The 21223-nt window shown below is 65.2% G+C and carries 15 protein-coding genes; 4 read left to right on the top strand and 11 right to left on the bottom strand.

What is annotated here, in order from left to right; translation table 11 throughout:
- Nucleotides 1–7 precede the first annotated feature (7 nt).
- The 4 genes from P2869_RS07810 to P2869_RS07795 form a co-directional block, all read right to left on the bottom strand.
- Nucleotides 8–2275, bottom strand: coding sequence for a peptidase M23 (locus P2869_RS07810; RefSeq protein WP_277597937.1), 2268 nt, complete (start codon nucleotides 2273–2275; stop codon nucleotides 8–10).
- A 75-nt stretch (nucleotides 2276–2350) separates the two neighbouring features.
- Nucleotides 2351–4723 carry a type VI secretion system tip protein VgrG gene (locus tag P2869_RS07805; protein ID WP_277597936.1) on the bottom strand — a complete coding sequence of 791 codons (2373 nt, stop codon included), beginning with the start codon at nucleotides 4721–4723 and terminating at the stop codon, nucleotides 2351–2353.
- Between the two features lie 408 nt (nucleotides 4724–5131).
- Nucleotides 5132–6724 (bottom strand): ABC-F family ATPase, encoded by a 1593-nt coding sequence (locus tag P2869_RS07800; protein ID WP_017775968.1) that lies wholly within the window; start codon nucleotides 6722–6724, stop codon nucleotides 5132–5134.
- Between the two features lie 430 nt (nucleotides 6725–7154).
- Nucleotides 7155–8177 carry an NAD(P)-dependent oxidoreductase gene (locus P2869_RS07795; RefSeq protein ID WP_277597935.1) on the bottom strand — a complete coding sequence of 341 codons (1023 nt, stop codon included), beginning with the start codon at nucleotides 8175–8177 and terminating at the stop codon, nucleotides 7155–7157.
- A 346-nt stretch (nucleotides 8178–8523) separates the two neighbouring features.
- Between P2869_RS07795 and P2869_RS07790 the strand changes: the two genes are divergently transcribed.
- The gene (locus P2869_RS07790) at nucleotides 8524–8733 is read left to right on the top strand and encodes a dodecin (protein ID WP_277597934.1); all 210 of its coding nucleotides are present in this window, start codon (nucleotides 8524–8526) and stop codon (nucleotides 8731–8733) included.
- 272 nt (nucleotides 8734–9005) lie between these two features.
- Here the strand turns inward: P2869_RS07790 and P2869_RS07785 are convergent, their stop codons facing one another.
- The 4 genes from P2869_RS07785 to P2869_RS07770 form a co-directional block, all read right to left on the bottom strand.
- A complete protein-coding gene (locus tag P2869_RS07785) occupies nucleotides 9006–10094 on the bottom strand; it encodes a BMP family ABC transporter substrate-binding protein (RefSeq protein WP_017775972.1) in 1089 nt (362 codons plus the stop codon).
- A gap of 84 nt (nucleotides 10095–10178) precedes the next feature.
- Complete coding sequence (locus P2869_RS07780) at nucleotides 10179–11108, bottom strand: ABC transporter permease (protein WP_277597933.1); 930 nt, start codon at nucleotides 11106–11108, stop codon at nucleotides 10179–10181.
- Nucleotides 11109–11201: 93 nt separating this feature from the next.
- Nucleotides 11202–12311, bottom strand: a complete 1110-nt coding sequence (locus P2869_RS07775; protein WP_277597932.1) for an ABC transporter permease — start codon at nucleotides 12309–12311, stop codon at nucleotides 11202–11204.
- A gap of 94 nt (nucleotides 12312–12405) precedes the next feature.
- Entirely contained in the window at nucleotides 12406–14001 is a 1596-nt protein-coding gene (locus P2869_RS07770; RefSeq protein WP_277597931.1) for an ABC transporter ATP-binding protein, read from the bottom strand.
- 298 nt (nucleotides 14002–14299) lie between these two features.
- Between P2869_RS07770 and P2869_RS07765 the strand changes: the two genes are divergently transcribed.
- Complete coding sequence (locus P2869_RS07765; protein WP_017775976.1) at nucleotides 14300–15232, top strand: LysR substrate-binding domain-containing protein; 933 nt, start codon at nucleotides 14300–14302, stop codon at nucleotides 15230–15232.
- A 126-nt stretch (nucleotides 15233–15358) separates the two neighbouring features.
- On the opposite strand, the gene P2869_RS07760 is transcribed toward P2869_RS07765, so the two are convergent.
- Nucleotides 15359–16687, bottom strand: coding sequence for an 8-oxoguanine deaminase (locus P2869_RS07760; RefSeq protein ID WP_277598073.1), 1329 nt, complete (start codon nucleotides 16685–16687; stop codon nucleotides 15359–15361).
- A gap of 738 nt (nucleotides 16688–17425) precedes the next feature.
- Here P2869_RS07760 and uraH point away from each other — a divergent pair.
- Both uraH and P2869_RS07750 read left to right on the top strand, forming a co-directional pair.
- The gene (uraH, locus tag P2869_RS07755) at nucleotides 17426–17779 is read left to right on the top strand and encodes a hydroxyisourate hydrolase (RefSeq protein WP_017775978.1); all 354 of its coding nucleotides are present in this window, start codon (nucleotides 17426–17428) and stop codon (nucleotides 17777–17779) included.
- A 155-nt stretch (nucleotides 17780–17934) separates the two neighbouring features.
- A complete protein-coding gene (locus tag P2869_RS07750; RefSeq protein WP_277597930.1) occupies nucleotides 17935–19128 on the top strand; it encodes a urate hydroxylase PuuD in 1194 nt (397 codons plus the stop codon).
- A gap of 496 nt (nucleotides 19129–19624) precedes the next feature.
- Here P2869_RS07750 and P2869_RS07745 read toward each other — a convergent pair whose 3' ends face one another.
- Nucleotides 19625–20137, bottom strand: a complete 513-nt coding sequence (locus tag P2869_RS07745; RefSeq protein WP_277598072.1) for an ureidoglycolate lyase — start codon at nucleotides 20135–20137, stop codon at nucleotides 19625–19627.
- An 11-nt stretch (nucleotides 20138–20148) separates the two neighbouring features.
- A complete protein-coding gene (alc, locus tag P2869_RS07740; protein ID WP_277597929.1) occupies nucleotides 20149–21159 on the bottom strand; it encodes an allantoicase in 1011 nt (336 codons plus the stop codon).
- Nucleotides 21160–21223: the final 64 nt, after the last annotated feature.

The raw sequence follows: 21223 nt of genomic DNA, 5'->3' as shown, positions 1-21223 counted from the left end.
TTGTTTTTCACAGAAGAACCCCCTTGATCATGCGCGTAAACTTGATGCGATCGTCTATTCCAATAAGCCCGCCGTTGATACCTCTTGTCACCCCTCTTATCACATTTTCTTCTTTTGCCAGTTCAGCCGTAGTTTTCGGCATACTAAAACTATCACCGTCAATGGCACTGACAACTTCAGGTTTAAGGCAGGTTATGTACCATGCCCCAGAATCCAGGCAATTCTCCGGCACCGCCGCGACAACCTCAGGGTTATCAATACGGGCGGGAACTTTGGTCATCAGTACGCGATGTTTCGCGCGATATTGCGGATCACTCCACCACGACGCGGTAAAACTCGACTTGCGAATCCACGCTCGATAAACCCAGTAATCCGCGTAATTACTTCTGAAAGTGAGCTGTTTAAACCCACGACCCCTGAATTTCTGTGCATCCTCCTTATCACAATTACCACCCCTCCAGTCATATGAAGAAGCGATTAGACGACCAATTGAATTGTATTTGGCTGATCGATACCATGGATCGTCCTCAGATGGTATCGCGCCGTACCAATGACCAAGATCCCCCTCTGATTTCACCGACATTGGGTTTTTATGGGTACCGTAAACAGCAACTGACGTCACTTTACCTACCATGCTCGACTCCTGCATAGAACAGAGGAAACTTGATTCCACCGCCCCCTGCCCCAAAAAGTGCGCCTGCCTAAGGTAATTAGACATCCCGTATTTTCGCAGAGAAAAATTCAGCGGTTTTCTGTACTTTTCTCGGATGACGTCCGCGTTGTGAGACATGTGGTTGTTTGAATAAACCAATGCGAACTCGTCCTTCGAGAACCACGCACACTTCCTGAAGTGCCGGATAAACGCGAGCGGATGGAAAAACCAGAGCTTCTCTCCAGCAGGCAACCCCGTCACGTCCCAGAACTGAAGTTCCTCGAGGTACTTCAGAAAATCCTCGTAGCCCTTTCGGTTGCCGTGATAGAACCCGCCCTCGTCGAGCAGCTTCGCGAAGCGCGTCTCGTTGTGCGTGCTATCCCATTCGCTCGGTGCGTTGCAGATGAATCCGCGCAGGGCTCGACGTACCTCCTCGTGGCCCTTCACGTAGTACGAAAGCGCGTCCGCCTTCTGGACTTCGGTGGCTTCTTTCACTACTGCGGGCTGCTCGTTGGCCGCAGCGTCCCTGACGAGCTTCTTCAACATGTCGACATCGCACAACCCGTCACTGCCGAAGGGCGTGTTGCCGTCGCTGATCTTCTGCCAGCCCATGAAAGACGGGAAATCCGCATCGGACAGCTTTCCGATCGCCGCATTGTTGATATCGATATAGCCCGACTGCCCCGCCGCGTAGGTGATCTGCACCCACGTGGCACACGCCGCCCCTGAGAGGGTCGCAGGCACTGAAAGAATGCGCCCGAAGCGCAGCATCTCGTATCCGTCGCTGGGGCAGGCTTCGTAGAGCGCTATCGCGCGATGGTACAGATCGTATTCGTAGTCCTTTTCCTCGACCGGCTCTGGCGTCAGAAGCGTGCGCGAGCCGTCCGCCGCCACGCTCCAGACATTGGTGTACTTCGCTCCCTTGCTGAAGTACATCTCGACGACCAGCGGCAGCGGGTTTCTGTCCGTTCGCCCCGCCTTGAAAGCGATGCCGTGGAGTTTGCCGTGCGCGTCCGCCCCCGGCGGCAAGGCGTAAAACTGCTGCCCCGCAGGAATGGTGAACCAGGTATGCCCCCAGCAGTCCTGGGTTGTCGCCGCCGCTGGCGACGCCACTCCGAGTTGCGTGTGCCCGAAATACGCATCGAAATCGCCCGGCGTCATGAATATCTCGAAATGCATGTAGGTGACGCCCTGATAGCGGCCGAGAAAACCCAGCACATCCTTGCGCCGCACCTTCTGGCCATTCCCCTTCGCCGCAGGCGTGACCTTGCCCCGGGTATCCGGCCCGGACGACTTTTGCAGGAACGCCGGTAGCCGGGCTCCGTCGTGTCCGAACGTGTGGTATTCAGCCAGCGGCAGCAGGTGCATGTAGAGCGAATAGAACGTCAGCGTGCGTCCGTCGCCGGTTTCGCTCGAGTGCCTGAGCAGCACGAAACCCGCATTGCCGTTGCCGTCATCCATCGCGTGCTGGCAGACGCGGTATGCCACCACCTCGCCGTCGGCGATGGCATGGACCGGGCCGTGCATGTCCGGCGCAAGATGGGCGCCGCAATGCCAGCTCCGGTCGGCTGCAACCGGATAGATGCCGTGCGCCAGCTCGAATTTGTCGACGGCATCCATCATGGGGTCAGGCCTGGACGCGTCACTGGACGTCAGGCCCGATGCGGGCAGAAAGGGTGGGCTGATGATCATGACGTGTCAGTTCGTATGGGGAGGACGGTCGTTGACCTTGAGGTCGCTTTTCGGCAGGACGGGCAACTGCGCGGGCACGTTATCGGGACCAACAAACGTGAACGACGCCGCCTTGACCGTGAACGCACCGGGGCAGTGGAACGTCATGTTGCCGCCCTCGATCACGAGCGAAGCGCCGCCGCTGTTGAGCGTGATCTTCGATTTCGCCGCCACCTGCACGTCCGCGTTCTCGCTGGCAATGCGTAGCTGCTTCTGCGCGAAGAGATCCATGCCGTCGGTAAGCGCGGCTGCCGTGAACCTGCCTTTCGCTGCGGTCAGATTGATACCCAGCTTGTGCGCGCACAGCGAGATCAGGTCGCCCGCTGCCATGCGCAGACGCCTGACGACACTCATGTCCATGTCCCTGCCCGCCGTGACGATCACGCTTTCGCCCGCCGAGTGCTGCACCGATTTCGGCGTCACGAACACCATGCCGCCCGGCGCGCTCGCGAGCAGCCCCGCGTCGCGAAGCTGGTTCAGTCCGTCAAGCAACGCCGTCTGCGTGGCACGGTCGGCCGCATCAGCGCCGGCCTGCCTGGTCGCCATCGCCAGATCCGTCACGCGCTGCAGCGCCGCCTTGAGCTGGGCGATGGCAGCCGGCATCTCCAGGTGCGGCGTATCCGCCCCGGCGGCCGCGTCCGCCGTGAGGAACAGACCCTTCGCCGCGCGCACCGTGCCCCAGCCTTTGGTCGTGATCTCGAAGCCTTCGCCACGCGGAAGCTTTTTGCTGTTGAGCAGATACCCCTGGTTGAACGCCGCCTGGCTGTACACCGTTGCAATGCGCGCGCTCTCCTTGCCGCGCAGGTCGTTGAACACGATCTCCGCGCCGAGCAGCGGCGAGCGCCAGATGGCATAGCTGAACAGGGCATCGTCGCCGCGCACCACGTCTGGATGCGAGTAGTCGTGCAGCGCGCCGCTGATGTGCAGCCGGTCCACGTCCCCGTGAGCCGCTTCGAGCATGACCTCCGTGCCGGGCAGTAGCGGCGAGTGGAAACCGCCCTGGTACGACGACGAGGGACGCAGCAGTCGCAGGTGCAGCAGCCTGGTGCGGGCATTCGCCGGTCCCCGCAGGAACTTCGGCAGAACCGGATAGCGGCCATACTCGTCGAGAAACGCGTAGGGGGCAGAGTCCAGGGTTGTCACGACACCGACCACCGGGCCGTTCAGGAATCGCCAGTCCCGCTCGTAGTCGAAGCGCGGACGGTAGGCCAGATGCCCAGGCATCGCCTTGAAGCGGGTATAGGCCGGGTCTGTGCGGCTGCCCTTCATCCTGAACGACGTCACCACGAAACCGTACCCGGCGCCCGGCATCTTCGTGTTGGTCAGCCTGATCACCACGCCCGGTGCGATGCCTTTCGCGTCGCTCGCGCCGGCGAACGTCACCTGACGCGCGATCTGCTCGTCGCGCCGCGTCTGCGCGAGCGCTTCGCCCTGCTGCCGGGTGAGATGAAACTCCGCACTGCGGCTGATCCGGCCGAACACCGACTGGTCGCCGTCTCCGGAAGAGATGTTCCCCGTGGCCTGCAGCGGGTCCTCCGGCGTGCGGTAGTTGCGCTCCCACAGCTCGATCGTGGCCGGTACCAGCGTGCGCTGCCCGTGGACCTCCTGGGCCGCCTCGTGCCAGTTGCTGTGCAGGCCCGAACCCGCCAGCAACGGCAAGTTGATCGAACGGATATAGGCGCGCGGATTGTCCGCGAACACGAGAATGTCGAGCAGCCCGTTCTCGCCGCGCTCCTGCCGGTAGAACCAGAAGATCCCCTTGCGCTTCGCGTGACGTGCGATGAAAGCCCACACCGACTCCTCGTACATCACCACCTGCTGCATCTTTTCCTGGGGACCGTCCAGGTGGAACTCGACATCGAAGGCATCGATGTTCTGGCCGTCGACCAGCTTCGTGCGGACCAGCTCCTCGAACGTGACATCCTGAAGCACATCGGAGTGCACCATGCGCTTGCCGAGCGCTGCAAAGCGCGGCTCGATGCGCAGTTCGTAGGCCGCCTCGTCGCGGCTCGTGCGGATGCGCTTCCAGCGCGTCACCACGCCGTTGAAGGTAGCCGCGGCATGATCGACTGGCGTGGCCCAGGTGGCCGACGGCACTGCTGCGCGCTCGTCGATCTGCAGGCCCGCGCGCCGGCCAACGTAGTCGCTGCCGTCGATATCGAGCCGCGGCGACGTGACCGTCACACTGACCACGTAGTCCTTGCAGAAGCCGCCGCGCACCTTGAAGTCGAGCACATCGAGATCGTGCTCCTGAGCGCCGATCCACAGCCTGAGATGCTGGGTCAGCCGCGCGCTGGGGTGAAGCAGCGCATCGGTAAAACGCTTTGCGGGAGTATTCATTCCGCGCATCCTCGTCCGGTTTAAAAGAGCGATGCGAAGCAGATTAATTCGCACGCTATTAAGCCGGATAACCGTATCAGAAGCGGACTGAGATATTGTCACTAATGGTCAATAAGCTCCGCCGGCATTTAAAGACGCGTAGCGATTTCTGGCGCAGCCGTGCTCGATGCATAAAAGAAATGCATTCTTCTGTGATGGAGCAGTTGCCCGGCCCCGACGTGGCGCCTCATGGCGGCCTCAAGCCGCCTCGCGCCGATGCGCAACGTCAGCCACGGCGTGGCAGCGCATATCGGCCTATCGGCGCGCAACAAGATCGCGCCTGAAATAAAAATGGGCACGCAAAGCGTGCCCATTTTTTATTGGTAGAAGTTGGCGCGATGGCCTGGCATTTCGCCGGCGCCGTAACGCTTACTGCACACCCTGACTAGCGAGGAAATCCTCGTAATTGCCGCCGAAGTCATTCAGCTTGCCGTCCGTACGCACTTCGATAATGCGGTTCGCAAGGCCGCTCACGAATTCGCGGTCGTGCGAGACGAAAATCAGCGTGCCTTCGTACTGCTCCAGCGCGATCTGAAGCGACTCGATGGACTCCATGTCCATGTGGTTGGTCGGCTCGTCCATCAGCAACACGTTGTGACGGCCCAGCATGAGCTTGCCCCAGATCATGCGACCCTTCTCGCCGCCCGAGAGCACCTTCACGGACTTGCGGATGTCGTCGGCATTGAAGAGCAGCCGGCCCAGCGTGCCGCGCACGGCCTGGTCGTCGTCGCCTTCCTTGCGGTACTGGTCGATCCACTCCATGAGCGTGACGTCGTCCGGGAACTCCTCGTAGGTGTCCTGCGGCATGTAGCCCACGTTCGCGTTCTCGGCCCACTTGATGGAACCGCCGTCGAGCGCCAGATTGCCCTGCAATGCGCGCAGCAGCGTGGTCTTGCCCGCGCCGTTCTCGCCGATGATCGCGATGCGCTCGCCCGGCTGCACGCTCAGACTGAAGTTCTGGAAGATCGTGCGGTCGTACTTCTTGGTGATGCTTTCGGCCACCACGACGATGTTGTGCAGCTTCTTTTCGAACTCGAAGCGGATGAACGGGTTCTGCCGCGACGACGGCTTGAATTCCTCGATCTTGATCTTGTCGATCATCTTCAGGCGGCTCGTGGCCTGGCGTGCCTTCGACTTGTTGGCCGAGAAGCGGCGCACGAAGTCCTGCAGTTCGGCCACGCGCTCCTTGGCCTTCGCGTTCGCGGCGACCTGGCGTTCGCGCGCCTGGGCCGAGGCCAGCATGTAGTCGTCGTAGTTGCCCGGATAGATCTTGAGCGTGCCGTAGTCCATGTCCGCCATATGCGTGCAGACCTGGTTCAGGAAGTGCCGGTCGTGGGAGATGATGATCATCGTCGAGTTGTACTCGTTGAGGATGTCTTCCAGCCAGCGGATCGAATTGATGTCGAGGTTGTTGGTCGGCTCGTCGAGCAGCAGCACGTCGGGCTTCGAGAACAGCGCCTGGGCGAGCAGCACCCGCAGCTTCCAGCCCGGCGCCACGTTGCTCATCGGGCCGTTGTGCAGGTCGCCGGCAATACCGATGCCGAGCAGCAGTTCGCCCGCGCGCGCTTCGGCGGTGTAGCCGTCGTATTCGGCGAACTTCGCTTCGAGCTCGGCGGCGTGCATGTAGTCGTCGTCGGTGGCTTCGGGGTTCGCGTAGATCGCGTCGCGCTCGGTCATGGCGGCCCACATTTCGGTGTGGCCCATCATCACGACGTCGAGCACGCGCACGTCTTCGTACGCGAACTGGTCCTGGCGCAGCTTGCCGAGGCGCACGTTCGGCTCGAGCATGACGGTGCCGGAAGACGGCTCGAGGTCGCCGCCCAGGATCTTCATGAAGGTCGACTTGCCGCAACCGTTCGCGCCGATCAGGCCATAGCGGTTGCCTTCGCCGAATTTGACCGAGATGTTCTCGAACAAGGGCTTCGGCCCGAATTGCATGGTGATGTTGGCGGTAGACAGCACGGCGTGTCCTTTGGTCCTGTGGTGCTCAGAAAATGCCCTGGGAGGGATGCCCCGGGAGGTGCTAGATGGGGTGTTACAGCAGGGTGATCGACGGATTGATCACGCGTTCGTCACGGGTCTATCACGGCTCTACCACCGTCCCCGGCCCGTTTCAAAGGGCAAACGAGGCAGATCGACGAAAAACCCGTGATTTTAGCAGGTTATGGGGTCGTGGGGTGCCGTGGGCGGCGCGCCCGGTTTTCCTGGGGGCGGATGTTCGCGCGATTCGCCGACCCGATTCGCCGACCCAATTCCCGCCCTTGATCCCCACCCTTGATTCCCGCCCTCGATTCACGGGGCCGGATGCGCTTCCGGCTGCGTCGCGGCCCGCCCCTTTTAGCGGCGGTGCCGCAGCCTCATTGTGGCCCCGTGGCCCGCCCCCTGCCCGCCTTCACATGGTACGCGGCGTCTGCAGCACGTCGATGAATGCCGACAGATCGGCTTCTCCCAGCCCCATCGCCGCACCCAGCCTCAGAAGCTGCTGCACCGTCCCCGAGACCGGCATCGGCGTGCCTGTGGCCGCCGCTGCGGCGGCGATCGTCTCCACGTCCTTCTGGAACGTTTTCAGCGCACCGATGGGCGCGAGGTCGCGTTGCGTCATGCGTGGCACGAAGGTCTGGAGCAGCGCCGAGTCGGCCCAGCCGCCCGCAAGCGCTTCGGCGAGCTTCGCGGCCTCGATGCCGCTGCGCTGCGCGAGACTCACGGCTTCTGCGATCGCGGCCACCGTGGCGGTCACGATGGCCTGATTGCACAGCTTCGTGGTCTGCCCCGCGCCGCTGCCGCCCATGCGCGTGATGCGCGCCGCGTAGGTCGCGACGAGCGGCATCACAGCCGCGACGTCGGCCTCGTCGCCACCCGCCATCACGGCGAGCGAGCCGGCCTGCGCGCCCGCCACGCCGCCTGACACGGGTGCATCCACCCAGCCCACGCCGGCCTCTCTCGCGCGTTCGGCAAACGTGCGGGTGGCGGCGGGCGGAATGCTCGAATGGTCGACGATCAGGCGTACGCGTGAGGCTGCTGACCCATGCGCCCGCAGGGCGCTTCCACTTTGTCCCAGCAGAGCGCTTCCACCCTGCCCCGGCAGGGCTTCCCCGCCTTGCGCCGGCAAAGCCGCGCCCCGGCCGCCCCGCGAACCCGTGTGGTCAGCAACGGGCACCAGTCCCAAGGAACCGAGCACGCCTTGCTCGCCGAATACGACCGCCTCCACGGCCGCCGCGTCCGCGACGCAGAGCAGCACGACTTCGGCGCACGATGCCAGTTCGCGCGGCGTGGCGACCACCTGCGCGCCCTCAGGCGCAAGCGCCTCGGCCTTTTCGCGCGTGCGGTTCCAGACGTGCACCGCGTGCCCCGCACGCAGCAGATGACGAATCATGGGCGCGCCCATCAGCCCCGGGCCGCAAAAACCGATGTCCACGTTCGAAGTCCTCCTCAAGTCGATCCCGTATCAGCGGGCGACCATCATACCGGCGCGACATCGCGGTCGCACTCGGTGTGCGGCCGCGTCTCCCCGCGTCTCCCCGCGTCTCGCCGTGTGCTCGTGGTGTGCTCGTGGTGCGCAGTCTTGCTGCTCCGCCTGCCGCCCTGCCAGCTCGTCCCGCGACGCCGTTCGAGGTCCCCCGTGTCGAGCCGGGCCCGGGCATGCGTCCTGCGCCAGTCGCAAAACGCAACACGCGAACGCGCAAGGCACAAACACGCAAGCCCGCCTCGCCATCATTCCCCGTTGCCTATACTCGTTTTGAACCGACCGCGAGGAGCACACCATGGACGATCATGTCTACAAGCAGATCGAGCTGACCGGCTCGTCGACCACGTCGAGCGACGACGCCGTGCGCTGCGCCATCGAGCGCGCATCGAAAACGCTGCGCAACCTGCACTGGTTCGAAGTGACGGACACGCGCGGGCACATCGAGGGCGACCGCATCGTGCACTGGCAGGTGACGATCAAAGTGGGTCTGCGCATCGAGGAATGAACGGCAGGAATGGTACGAATGGCGAAAGAGAAAACGGCTCGGCTGGCAGGCAGCACGCCGTTTGAAGCGTTCGCAAACGCCGAGGGAAGCGGCCATCCAAGGCTGGCCGGTGGAAAGATGCCAGCCTGAGCGACCCGGCCGCGTCGCCGGCCTGATTTCGCGGGTCCGCGCCCGGCTAAAACGGGGCGCCTTGGGCCTGTCCGGTCAGTCGCTGCTCACGGCTCCGCTGCCGAGCTCCCCGGCCCGCAGCGGAGTCCGCGCCTTACGCCGATTTACTTCGGCAACGCCCCATCCACACCCTCGACATACCAGTTGAGCCGCTGCAGGTCCGCGTCGCCGAGCGTCTTGCCCGCCGGCACCTTCACCGCGCCCGACTGGTCCTTGATCGGGCCCGTGAACACGTCCCACTTGCCGCTTGCCAGCTGGGCGCGCTTCGCGTCCACGTCCTTGATGGCATTGGCCGGAATCGCGCCCGTGTTCAGGTCTTCGAAGTTGACGGCCTTCTGCGGAATGCCCCACCAGACCGGATCGTTCTTCCACTTGCCGTCCAGCACCTGCTGGATCGCCGCCGTGTAGTAGACGCCCCAGTGACCCACCACCGAGCCCAGGTGCGCGTCAGGCCCGAACTTCTTCATGTCCGAGTCCCAGCCGAACGCGTGGACCTTTTTTTCCTCGGCCGTGGCGAGCGTCGCACTCGAATCGGTGTTTTGGAGCAGCACGTCGGCGCCCTGCCCGATCAGCGTTTCGGCGGCCTGCTTTTCCTTGCCCGGATCGAACCAGCTGTTGATCCAGATGACCTTCGTGTGGATCTTCGGATTCACCGACCGCGCGCCGAGCGTGTACGCGTTGATGTTGCGCACCACTTCGGGAATGGGCACCGAGGCGACGAAGCCGAGCGTGTTGGTCTTCGTCACGTAGCCCGCGGCCACGCCGGCTAGATAGGCGCCCTGGTACATGCGCACGTCGTAGGTGCCGAAGTTCGGCGCCTTCTTGTAGCCCGTGGCGTGCAGGAACACCGTGTCGGGGAAGTCCTTCGCGACCTTCAGCTCGAAGTCCTGATAGCCGAAGCTCGAACCGATGATGACCTTGTTGCCCTTCGAAGCGAGGTCGCGGAACACGCGCTCGGAATCGGCCGACTCCGGCACATTCTCCACGCGCGTCACCTTGATCTTGCTGCCGAACTTCGCTTCGGCTTCCTTGGACCCCTGGTCGTGCGCGAAGGTCCAGCCCGCGTCGCCTGGGTTGCCGAGATAGACGAAGGCGACGCCGGGCACGTCGGCAGCCTGCGCCGGTGCCTGCAGCCCCACGGCGCCGACGAGCGCCGCAGCCGATGCGAATGCGGTCAGCAGTGTTCTTTTCATCTTGTTTCTCCTGTTGTGTAGCTGTCGTTCAGATTCAAAACGGTGAAAGCGGTCAGAACCGTAAAAGCGGTATCGCCGCGCGCCTCATCCCGCCGCAAAAAAGGGCTTGCCGAGCGAGGCCGGCGCGTTGAGGCGAATCGTGGTCGGGTTACGCGAAATCAGCACGAGCACGACGATGGTCGCCACGTAAGGCAGCATCGCGAGGAACTGGGTGGGCACCGCCACGCCAACGCCCTGCGCGTAGAACTGCAGCCCGTTCACGGCGCCGAAGAGCAGCGCGCCCACGAGCAGTCGCCCGGGTCGCCACGTCGCGAACACCACGAGCGCGAGCGCGATCCAGCCGCGGCCGGCCGTCAACTGCTCCTGCCACAAGTGCAGTTGCACGATCGAGTAGTAGCCGCCCGCGAGCCCCGCCATCGCACCGCCGAAGAGCGTTGCGCCGTAGCGCACGCCGATCACGGGAAAGCCGACCGAATGCGCGACCTGCGGCGACTCGCCCACCGAGCGCAGCACGAGCCCCGCGCGCGTGCGATAGAGGAACCAGGCGACGAGCGGGAACATCAGGAACGCCAGGTATTCGAGCGGACGCAGGCTGAAGAACGCCGCGCCCAGCACGGGAATCTTCTCGAGGCCCGGAATGGGCCAGGCGGCAATGGTCGCGCTCACCGCAGCCGACGTGTAGGGCTTGCCGACGTAGGCCGAGAGCCCGATACCGAAGATGGTCAGCGAAAGCCCCGTGGCCACCTGGTTGGCGAGCATCGTGAGCGTGAGGAAGCCGAACAGCAGCGCCATCGCCATGCCCGCGCCAACGGCCGCGAGCACGCCGAGCCAGGGCTCGCCTGTCACCGTGGTCACGGCGTAGCCGCTCACGGCGCCCATCAGCATCATGCCTTCCACGCCCAGGTTGAGCACCCCGGACTTTTCGGTGACGAGTTCGCCGATGCCCGCGAACATGAGCGGGATGGCGGCGAGGACGGCGCTGGAAACGAGTGCGCTGGCTTGTGGAATGTCCATGACGAATCGCGTGGCAAAAGCGGGTTACGGAAGCGGGTTACGAAAGCGTGTTGGGGTTATCGGGCGATGCCGCATTGCGCGTTGCTGCCGGCTTCACTGCGCGTGCGTCACCGCATGGCGGCGCCGCACCACGCGGTAGTTGACGAACAGGTCCGCGCCCAGCAGGCAGAACAGCAGCAGCCCCTGGAACACGCCCGAAAGCGCCTGCGGCAGCTGCATCGAGGTCTGCACTGCCTCGCCGCCCAGGTACAGCAGCGCCATCAGAAGACTCGCGAGCACGATGCCGAGCGGATGCAGGCGGCCCACGAACACCACGATGATCGCGGTGAAGCCGTAGCCAGGCGACCACGTGGCCTGCAACTGGCCGATGGGCCCGGCGATCTCGCCCATGCCCGCAAGGCCCGCCAGGCCGCCGCTCGCGAGCAGCGTGGTCCAGATCGCCTTCTTGTCGGAGAAGCCCGCGTAGCGTGCCGCGAGGGGCGCGAGCCCGCCCACGTCCATGCGGTAGCCGGCAAAGCTCTTGCGCATGAAGAGCCAGACGAGCGGAATGGCTGCCAGCGTGACGAAAATCGATGCGTTCAGGCGCGTGCCGCGCAGCCATTTGATGTGCCAGTCGCCGCCGAAGGTGGGGTACAGCGCGTCGCCGCTGAACATCTCCGAGAGCGGGAAGTTCATGCCTTGCGGGTCGCGCCAGGGGCCGCTCACCAGAAACACGAGCAGTTGCGTCGCGACATAGGTGAGCATGAGGCTCGTGAGAATCTCGTTGGTGTTGAAGCGGGTCTTGAGGAACGCGGGAATCGCGGCCCACAGCATGCCGCCTGCAATGCCCGCGAGCATCATCGTGGGCAGGATCCACCAGCCGCTCGACTGATCGAAGTAGATCGCCACGCCGCTCGCCGCGATGCCGCCCAGCAGCATCTGCCCTTCCGCGCCGATGTTCCAGACGTTCGCGCGATAGCCGAGGGCGAGCCCGAGGCCGATCAGACACAGCGGCGACGCCTTGAGCAGCAGCTCGCACCAGCCGTTCACGGACGAGATGGGCTCGATGAAGAAGGCGCGCATCGCTTCGCCGGGATCGCGGCCCACGAGGCCGAAAATCAGAAAGCCGATGGCGAGCGTGAGCAGCGCCGCGACGAGCGGCACCGCGAGCTGCATGGCGCGCGACGGCGTGGTACGGGCTTCGAGTCGGTAGGCAAACGTCATGGTGCGTGTGGTGAGGCGTGGTTCTGTGTTGTTGTCGATGCCCGCATGCCGCGGCGGATGGCGCGCAGCCTGCGAGGCGGGGTGCGCCGCGCCGTTACGCGTGCGCCGGTTCGCCCGAGCCGCCCGGCACCGCGTTCGCGCGCTCGCCGAAGAGCCCGGCCATCCAGCGGCCAATCTCTTCCGCATTGGTGTCGCCCGTGCGGCGCACCGGCGACAGGCGCCCACGCGCGAGCACGGCGATGCGGTCGCAGATGTCGAACAGTTCTTCGAGTTCCTCCGAGATCACGAGGATCGCCACGCCGCTTGCCGAGAGATCGAGCAACTGCTGGCGAATGAACGACGCCGCGCCGACGTCGACGCCCCACGTGGGTTGCGCGACCACGAGCACCTTCGGCACCTGCAAGATCTCGCGGCCCACGATGAACTTCTGCAGATTGCCGCCCGAGAGACTTTGCGCGAGCGCGTCCGGGCCGCCGCAGCGCACGTCGAACGAATCGATGCAGCGCTTCGCGAAGTCGCGCATGGCACGCGTGCTGACCCAGCCCGAGCGCACCATCTTCTGGCGGTGCGCCGTGAGGAGCGCGTTCTGCGCGAGCGACATCGCGGGCACAGCGCCGCGCCCCAGCCGCTCTTCGGGCACGAAGGCGAAACCGAGCGCGCGGCGCGCACCGGCCGAAAGCTTGCCGGCAGCCTTGCCGCAGATCGTCACGGCGTTCGCGTCCACGCCGCGGCGCTCGCCCGAGAGCGCCGCGAGCAACTCCGCCTGGCCGTTGCCCGACACGCCGGCGATGCCGAGAATCTCGCCCGCGTGCACGGCGAACGACACGTCTTCGAGCGAGGTGCCGAACGGGTCGTCGCTGGCCGCCGTCAGGTGCTTCACGTCGAGCAGCACGTCGCCTGGCGTATGCGCGCGGCGCGTGTAGTCGGGCAGCGAGTGGCCCACCATCAATTGCGCGAGTGATGCGTGCGTTTCCTCGCGCGGTTTGACGTGCCCCGTTACGCGGCCGCCGCGCATCACCGTGGCCGTATCGCAGAGCTCCTGGATTTCGTCGAGCTTGTGGCTGATGTAGAGAATGCTGCAGCCCTCGGCCGCAAGGCGCCTGAGGGTTTCGAAAAGCTTGCGAACAGCCTGCGGCGTGAGCACGGAAGTGGGCTCGTCCATGATGAGCAGACGCGGGTTCTGCAGCAGGCAGCGCACGATCTCCACGCGTTGCCGCTCGCCGACGGTGAGGCTGTGCACGTGGCGCTGCGGATCGATGTCTAGCCCGTATTGCGCCGACACCTCACGAATGCGACGCGCGAGCGCCTTGAGATCGAACGGCTCGTCGAGCGAAAGCGCAATGTTCTCGCCCACCGTCAGTGTTTCGAACAGCGAAAAATGCTGGAACACCATGCCGATGCCGAGGCGCCGCGCCGCGGCCGGGCTCGCGATCTCGACGCTCTCGCCTTCCCAGCGGATCTCGCCCGCATCCGGGCGCACAGCGCCGTAGATGATCTTCATGAGCGTGCTCTTGCCGGCGCCGTTCTCGCCGAGCACGGCGTGAATCTCGCCGGGCGCCACCGTGAGCGTCACGTCGTCGTTGGCGAGCACCGCGGGGTATTGCTTCGTGATGCCCGCGAGCGCAAGCCTGGGCGGGGTGGCCGTGACGGTGGCCGCGCCTGCGGGGCCGCGTGAAGATGAATCGCTCATGTGTTTCCGTATTACGTAGTGACTACGAGGCGAACCGGGCTGCAAACTGGCTGCGAACCGGCTGCAAACCCGGGCTGCAAACCGCGCGGCCGGCTGGACCAACGGCCGCGCGGCACGCCGTGCCGCCGGTGACGATACCCGATCAGGCGGGCGCCAGTCGAGCCTTCAAAAATGCCGGGAGACCGCGCCAGCCGTGCCTTTGCGGGTAACTCTCCCTTGACGGCCTTTTCTGTCCATACTAAAAACGATATACCCACCCCACCGTTCGATCAGCCAGCCCATATAGTCCGGAGAGTCCATGAGTCAGCAACGCGAGGCGATCGACACGTACCTGTTGCGCGTCCTGCACACCCTCTTGATGGAGCGCAGCGTCACGCGCGCGGCCGTCAAGCTCAACCAGTCCCAACCCGCCATCAGCGCCGCGCTGCGCCGCCTGCGCGACATCACGGGCGACCCGCTGCTCGTGCGCGGCAAGTCCGGCATGGTGCCCACCGAGTACGGTCTGCGCCTGCTCGAACCCGTGCAGAACGCGCTGCGCGAAATCGAGCGCATCCGCTTCCAGCAGCACACGTTCGACCCGGCCACGTCGATTCGCTGCTACCGGATCGGCTGCCCCGACTACCTCAACGTCCTGTTCGTGCCCACCGTGATCGAGCGCTTCCGGCTGGCCGCGCCCAATGCGACGCTCGAATTCCACTCGCTCGGCCCGGCGTTCGACTACGAACTCGCGCTGGAAGACGGCAAGCTCGACATCGTGGTGGGCAACTGGCCCGAGCCGCCCGAGCAGCTGCACCTCTCCAACCTGTTCGTCGACCAGATCGTGTGCCTCATGAGCAACACGCACCCGTTCGCGCGGCGCGGCACGCTCACGCTCGACCAGTACCTCAACGCGCCGCATCTCGCGCCTACGCCCTATTCCGTGGGCCAGCGCGGCGCGATCGACGTGCATCTGGCCCGCGAGCGGCTGAAGCGCCACGTGGTCGTCACGCTGCCGTACTTCAATCTCGCGCCCTACGTGCTCGTCAAGTCGGACCTGATCTTCACCACCACGCGGCTCTTCGCGGACCACTACGCGAAATTCCTGCCGCTCACCGTGGTGCCGGCGCCGCTCGACTTCCCCCCCATGCAGTACTACCAGCTCTGGCACGAGCGCTGCCATTACTCCGACGAAGTGCGTTGGCTGCGCGGGCTTGTTGCCGAAGCTACGCGCGCGTTGATCGAGAAGGCTTGAGCGGGGCGGCCGGCGTTCTGTCGCCGGTTTCTGCCGCGCTTTCTCTGCGCTTCGTCTGCTTCGTCTCGACTGTCTGCTTCCTCTCGTCTGCCTGCTTTCGCCGGCCTTCTTTCGCCGGCTTCCCTTCTACCCAGCCGCAGCCGCCAGTTCGGCGGCCAGCCGGTTGTGCCGCTCGATCACGGGCCCCAGCTCCACCGTCTGCAGCACGCCATCCTTCACGACGATGCGTCCGTCGATCACGCTCAGCGCCACCTGCGACGGCGCGCAGAACACAAGCGCCGCCACCGGGTCGTGCAGCGCGCCGGCAAAGAGCGGCTGGCGCAGGTCGAACGCCACGAAGTCGGCAGCCATGCCGGGTGCGAGCGCGCCGATGTCATCGCGGCCCAGCACGCGCGCCCCGCCCAGCGTCGCGATGTCGAGCGCCTCGCGGGCCGTCATCGCGTCCGGCCCGAAGCCGACGCGCGCGAGCAGCAGCGCCTGGCGCGCCTCGGCCACCATCTGCGCGCCGTCGTTGGAGGCGGAACCGTCCACCCCCAGCCCGACCGGCACGCCCGCGCGCCGCATCCTGCCGACCGGCGCGATGCCCGACGCGAGCCGCATGTTCGAGCACGGACAATGCGCGACGCCCGTGCCCGTGCGCGCAAAGAGCGCAATGCCCGCGTCGTCGAGCTGCACACAGTGCGCATGCCAGACGTCGTGGCCCACCCAGCCGAGGTCTTCCGCGTACTCGGCCGGCGTCATGCCGAATTTTTCGCGGCTGTAGGCCACGTCGTTCACGTTCTCGGCCAGATGCGTATGCAGCGAGACGCCGTAGTGCCGCGCCAGCGTCGCGGACTCGCGCATCAGATCGCGGCTCACCGAGAACGGCGAGCACGGCGCCACGACCACGCGCAGCATCGCGTAGCGCCCGTCGTCGTGGTACGTCTCGATCAGACGCTGCGTGTCGGCGAGAATCGCGTCTTCGCGCTCCACCACCGCATCGGGCGGCAGACCGCCGTCTTTCTGCCCCACGCTCATGCTGCCGCGGCTCGCATGAAAGCGCATGCCGATCCGTTGGGCCGCGGCGATGCTGTCGTCGAGCCGGCTGCCGTTCGGGTAGAGATAGAGGTGGTCGCTCGACGTGGTGCAGCCCGAGAGCAGCAGTTCGGCCATCGCCGTGAGCGTGGACACCTCGATCATCTCCGGGCTCAGGTTGGCCCAGACGCGGTACAGGCTCGTGAGCCAGCCGAACAGCTCGGCGTTCTGCGCAGCCGGCACGGCGCGCGTCAGGCTCTGATACATGTGGTGATGCGTGTTGACGAGCCCAGGAATCACGATGTGCCCGCGCAGGTCCAGCACCTCGTCGGCGTCGGCGGGCAGCTCGTTCGTGGGTCCCACGGCGACGATGCGGTTGCCTTCGACGTAGAGGCCGCCGTCGCGTATCTCGCGCCTTGCGCCATCCATCGTGACGAGCATGTCCGCGTGTTTGACGAGCAGCGTGCGGGCGGCGCGCGGCGCGCCCTTGCCTGCCGGTGATGCAGTCAAAGGCGCGGCGTGTTCGCCTGCCGTGTTCGTGTGCGCGGCCTGTATCCGCTGTTCAGCCTGTCCTGCCGGTTCTACCGGTTCTGCCTGTCCCTCTTGCGTCCTGCGCCCGTCCTGCTGCATTGCCATTCGCGTCTCTCCCGTCCGTGTGCGCCCGCCGTTCATTTCATGTGGCGCGGCGCCTGAAAGGCTGTCCGAACGCAATGCCCGGCACGCACCGTGCCGACGCGTTCCGCTCTGAACGCCGCTGGCCCGGTTACCCGGCGTGCCGCCGTCTTCGGGACGCGCAGCCGTGCTGCGCATGGCATAACCTTCGACGGCCAAAATTGCACTGGCAATGCGCGCCGCTGCGATACCCGCCCTCAGCGTGGCGATATAACGGCCAATTTTGGTGCCGGTACGATCGGCAGCAGGGGGCGATCCGTGCCGCTTTCCTGCTCTGCCGCGCGGCGCACGGGCGCGGCCCACATGCTGCTGGCATTATCTTTCCTATCGCTTGCCCGCAGAGCCGGCGATCGTTCATAGAATCACCCTCACGGCGCTCGCATCGATCCGCCGACGGGTATGTAGCCACTGACGTGGAGCCTCGATCCGCCGCCAGTAGTTCTGGATCGGATCGGGCTGCCGCCGAAACCTCGCACACAGGTCGAACCGACACAAGGAAATCTGCGAATGGGCAAGCTCACTACCCACGTGCTCGACACCGCCAACGGCCGTCCCGGCGCGGGCGTCAAGGTCGAACTCTTCGCGCTCGCGGGCGACACGCGCCGCGCGCTGAAAACCACCACCACCAATCACGACGGGCGCTGCGACGAACCGCTGCTCGAAGGCGCCGCGCTCGTGGCGGGCGAGTACGAACTCGTCTTTCACGCGGGCGACTATTTCGCCGCCACGGGCGCGCAACTGCCGCAGCCGCGCTTCGTCGATCGCGTCGTGCTGCGCTTCGGCATTGCCGATGCCAACGCGCATTACCACGTGCCGCTGCTCGTCTCGCCGTGGTCGTACAGCACGTATCGGGGCAGCTGACGCCGTCACGCAGGCGCCGCTTCCGTGTGCGAGCGCCGCAGCACGCGTTCATCGATCAACCCGCACGACCGGAACCGAAAGCCTGCACGCGCGGCTAAGCCGCCTCATGGCATGAGCCGTTCCGGCATAGAAAGAATCAGGAGTGGAGGCGTTTCATGGAAGGCTTTATCACCGACTGGCTGAACCTCGCGATCCGCTGGCTTCACGTGATCGTCGCGATTGCCTGGATCGGCGAGTCGTTTTACTTCGTCGCGCTCGACAACAGCCTCAAGCCGCCGAAAGACCCGCAGCAACGCCGGCGCGGCGTGTTCGGCGAACTCTGGCACGTGCATGGCGGCGGCTTCTACAACATGCAGAAGTACACGGTCGCGCCGCCCGAAATGCCCGACGACCTGCACTGGTCGAAGTGGCCGTCGTACACCACGTGGATGTCGGGCTTCGCGCTCTTCACGGTGCTCTACCTCAGCGCGCCGAACACCTACCTCATCGACAAGAACGTGCTCGACATGGGCCCCGTGGTGGCCATCGCGTCGGCGCTCGGCTTCCTGATGGCCGGCTGGATCGTCTACGACTCGCTGTGCCGCGTGCTCGGCAACCGCGACAAGGTGCTGGGCGTGTGCGTGGGGCTCTACGTGCTGGCCGCTGCATGGCTCGCCTGCCATGTGTTCGCGGGGCGTGCCGCGTATCTGATCGTGGGCGCGATGCTCGCCACCATCATGTCCGCGAACGTGTTCTTCGTGATCATTCCCGGGCAACGCAAGATGGTGGACGCCATGCTCAAAGGCGACACGCCGAACCCTGTCTACGGCAAGCGCGGCAAGCAGCGATCGGTGCACAACACGTACTTCACGCTGCCCGTGGTGTTCGCGATGCTCTCGAACCACTACGCGATGACCTACACGCACGCCTACAACTGGGCCGTGCTCGCCATCATCATGCTGGCCGGCGCGCTGATCCGTCAGTTCTTCGTGATGCGCCACCGCGGCCAGGTGCTCTGGTATCTGCCGGTGGGCGGCGTCGCGCTGCTGGCGGCTGCGCTTGCATGGACGTTGCCGCGCCCAGTGGTCCCGCAGGCCGAAGCGGCCAACGCGCCGAAGGTGCACCTCGCCGACATCGCCCCGATCCTGCAACAGCGCTGCGTGGCGTGCCATTCGGCACACCCAACGCTCATGGGCAGCGCCCCGGCCGGCGTGATGTTCGACACGCCCGCGGAGATTTCGCAGAACGCGCAGCGGCTGTACCAGCAGGCGGTGACCTTGAAGGCGATGCCGCTCGGCAACGTCACGCACATGACCGACGAAGAACGGATGAAGATCGCGGCGTGGTTCCAGGGCGGCGCGGTGCAGTAACCAGGCGGGAGATGGGCTGTGGCTGTGGCTGTGGCTGTGGCTGTGGCTGTGGCTGTGGCTGTGGCTGTGGCTGTGGCTGTGGCTGTGGCTGTGGCTGTGGCTGGCGCAGTCCAGCGCTGCCACGGTCGGACGGCCCGGCAATCGTGCGATGGTGCGCGATTGCCGGGCTTTTTTGATTGCGGGCGCGGGTTAATGGCCGATGGCGCGGGTAATGGCTCAGGCCCGCCGTTCATCGTCCATCGTCCATCGTCGATCGCTCGCCGAGCTTGCGATGCTCGTGGTGTGCGACGTTGTCGCGAGAGAGGCGTAGAGCGATCGCGAACGCGTCTTCGCGTGCCGCACAGGCAAGATCGGCATGGGCATCGTCCGCTGACCCGACATCGTTCTTCAACGTCCCGATACGACAAAGCCCGCGGCCGATACAGCCGCGGGCCCTTCTTCCATCCGCGAAAGCAGCGCTATCGCCTGTTGCCGCCGGGTCCGACGCAGCGATCGCTCAACGAACCACTGCCCTCAGCGCCTCTTCCGTCAGCCACAGCGATTCCTCGAGATCCTGCTCGTTCAGATTGAGTCCGTCGCCGCCGCGATCCACGACGATGAAATCGCTCACCTCGCCGAGCGCGATCAGCGGATGGTGCCAGACGCCCTTCGCGTAGTTCACGCCCTGCCAGCCGCTCGTCACGAAGGCGCGAATGCCGCGCGGGTCGAGCACGCCCGCCGGCGCCACGACGACAAGATACGGCCGGTCGTTCATCGGCACGAACGCCTGCGAGCCGAGCGGATGACGCTCCAGCATCGTCACCTCGAAGGGCAACTGGCGCGGCTGGCCACGAAAGAGATTGACGAGCGGGCGACCGCCCTCGTCCGCCACGTCGATCTTCGCGAGGTCGTGATAGCGGATCGTGGTGCCCAGGTTGATGGGAACCTGCTTCGCGCCCTCGAGTTCGATCACGTCGCCGAAGGGCGCGAACGCGGCGCGCGTGAGCGGCTCGATCGCGAGTGTCTTCATCGTTGCTGTACTCATGCCAGCGTGCCCCACAGGCGCAGACGCGAAACGCCGCCGTCCGGAATGATGTTGAAGCGCACGTGCGTGACGGGGCCGAGCGCCGCCAGCTCCGCTTCGAAATAGTGCTGCGCGTCCATCTGCAATTTCTGTTCGTCGAGCAGCACCGGCCAGAACATGGCCTGGGTGACAAGCGAGCTGTCGGTGCCGCCCGTCACGCGCGCGGCCTGGATCGAGCAGCGGTCCGGATAGTTGCCCTTGAAGTGCGCCGTATCCACTTCGACCTTGCGGATCACGCCGGGCTGCGCGAGCGCGATGATGGTCCAGTCGTTGCCCGGTTCGCGGCGGCGGCGTGTTTCCCAGCCGTCGCCCATGTTCACGCCGCGGCCCGGCATCAAAAGGTTCGAGGCCGCGCCGAAATGCTGATTGTTCACGGCCACCACGTAGGCGCCGTTTTCCATGGCGGCGAGGTCGAACAGTTCGCTGCGGCTCGCGCCCGCCCAGTCCACCTGCGGCTGTCCATAGACGCGCAGCCGCGCAATGCCGCCGTCGGGATAGATGTTGACGCGCAGGTGCGTGAAAGCGCCCGTGTTCGTCACGTCGACGTAGTGGTGGCTGTTGCCCTGAAGGGTGGTGGACGGCACGATCTCGGTCCACTGCGTAGCGGCGCCTGGCGCCCCGTCGGCCACACAAGCGGCCTCGATGGATGCCGCGGGTGGGAAGTTGCCGGTGAAGTGGCTCGTATCGATGTCGAGGCCCTTGATGACGCCCGGCCGCGCGAGCTTCACGATGCACCAGTCGTAGCCTGCCGTGCGCTTTCGGCGCGTCTCCCAGCCGTCCATCCATTTGCCGTGCTCGTCGTACTTGCCCGGAATGAAGACGGCCGGCTCGGGATTCAGCATGCGGTCCTTCGGCGCGAAGAAGTCGTCGCTCGCCTCCAGCGCCGCCGCGCCGAGGCGCGGGTCCGCGAGATTGACGTAGCGGCGCGTGAAATCGGGCGCGTTGGGATCGAGAGTCGGGAGTGCCATCGTTGTCTTCCTTGGGTGTGTCTGTGTCGGGAAATGCCGTCTGTGACGACGGTCGGATGTGTGT

The organism is Paraburkholderia sp. SUR17 (assembly GCF_029536165.1).
GTDB lineage: Bacteria > Pseudomonadota > Gammaproteobacteria > Burkholderiales > Burkholderiaceae > Paraburkholderia > Paraburkholderia kururiensis.
This window is presented reverse-complemented; position numbering and strand designations above follow the sequence as displayed.

Coding starts and splice junctions, on each gene's coding strand:
- P2869_RS07810 (WP_277597937.1), bottom strand. CDS start 2,275: ATGATGGATGCCGTCGACAAATTCGAGCTGGCGCACGGCATCTATCCG.
- P2869_RS07805 (WP_277597936.1), bottom strand. CDS start 4,723: ATGAATACTCCCGCAAAGCGTTTTACCGATGCGCTGCTTCACCCCAGC.
- P2869_RS07790 (WP_277597934.1), top strand. CDS start 8,524: ATGGACGATCATGTCTACAAGCAGATCGAGCTGACCGGCTCGTCGACC.
- P2869_RS07785 (WP_017775972.1), bottom strand. CDS start 10,094: ATGAAAAGAACACTGCTGACCGCATTCGCATCGGCTGCGGCGCTCGTC.
- P2869_RS07780 (WP_277597933.1), bottom strand. CDS start 11,108: ATGGACATTCCACAAGCCAGCGCACTCGTTTCCAGCGCCGTCCTCGCC.
- P2869_RS07775 (WP_277597932.1), bottom strand. CDS start 12,311: ATGACGTTTGCCTACCGACTCGAAGCCCGTACCACGCCGTCGCGCGCC.
- P2869_RS07770 (WP_277597931.1), bottom strand. CDS start 14,001: ATGAGCGATTCATCTTCACGCGGCCCCGCAGGCGCGGCCACCGTCACG.
- P2869_RS07765 (WP_017775976.1), top strand. CDS start 14,300: ATGAGTCAGCAACGCGAGGCGATCGACACGTACCTGTTGCGCGTCCTG.
- P2869_RS07760 (WP_277598073.1), bottom strand. CDS start 16,687: ATGCTCGTCACGATGGATGGCGCAAGGCGCGAGATACGCGACGGCGGC.
- uraH (WP_017775978.1), top strand. CDS start 17,426: ATGGGCAAGCTCACTACCCACGTGCTCGACACCGCCAACGGCCGTCCC.
- P2869_RS07750 (WP_277597930.1), top strand. CDS start 17,935: ATGGAAGGCTTTATCACCGACTGGCTGAACCTCGCGATCCGCTGGCTT.
- P2869_RS07745 (WP_277598072.1), bottom strand. CDS start 20,137: ATGAAGACACTCGCGATCGAGCCGCTCACGCGCGCCGCGTTCGCGCCC.
- alc (WP_277597929.1), bottom strand. CDS start 21,159: ATGGCACTCCCGACTCTCGATCCCAACGCGCCCGATTTCACGCGCCGC.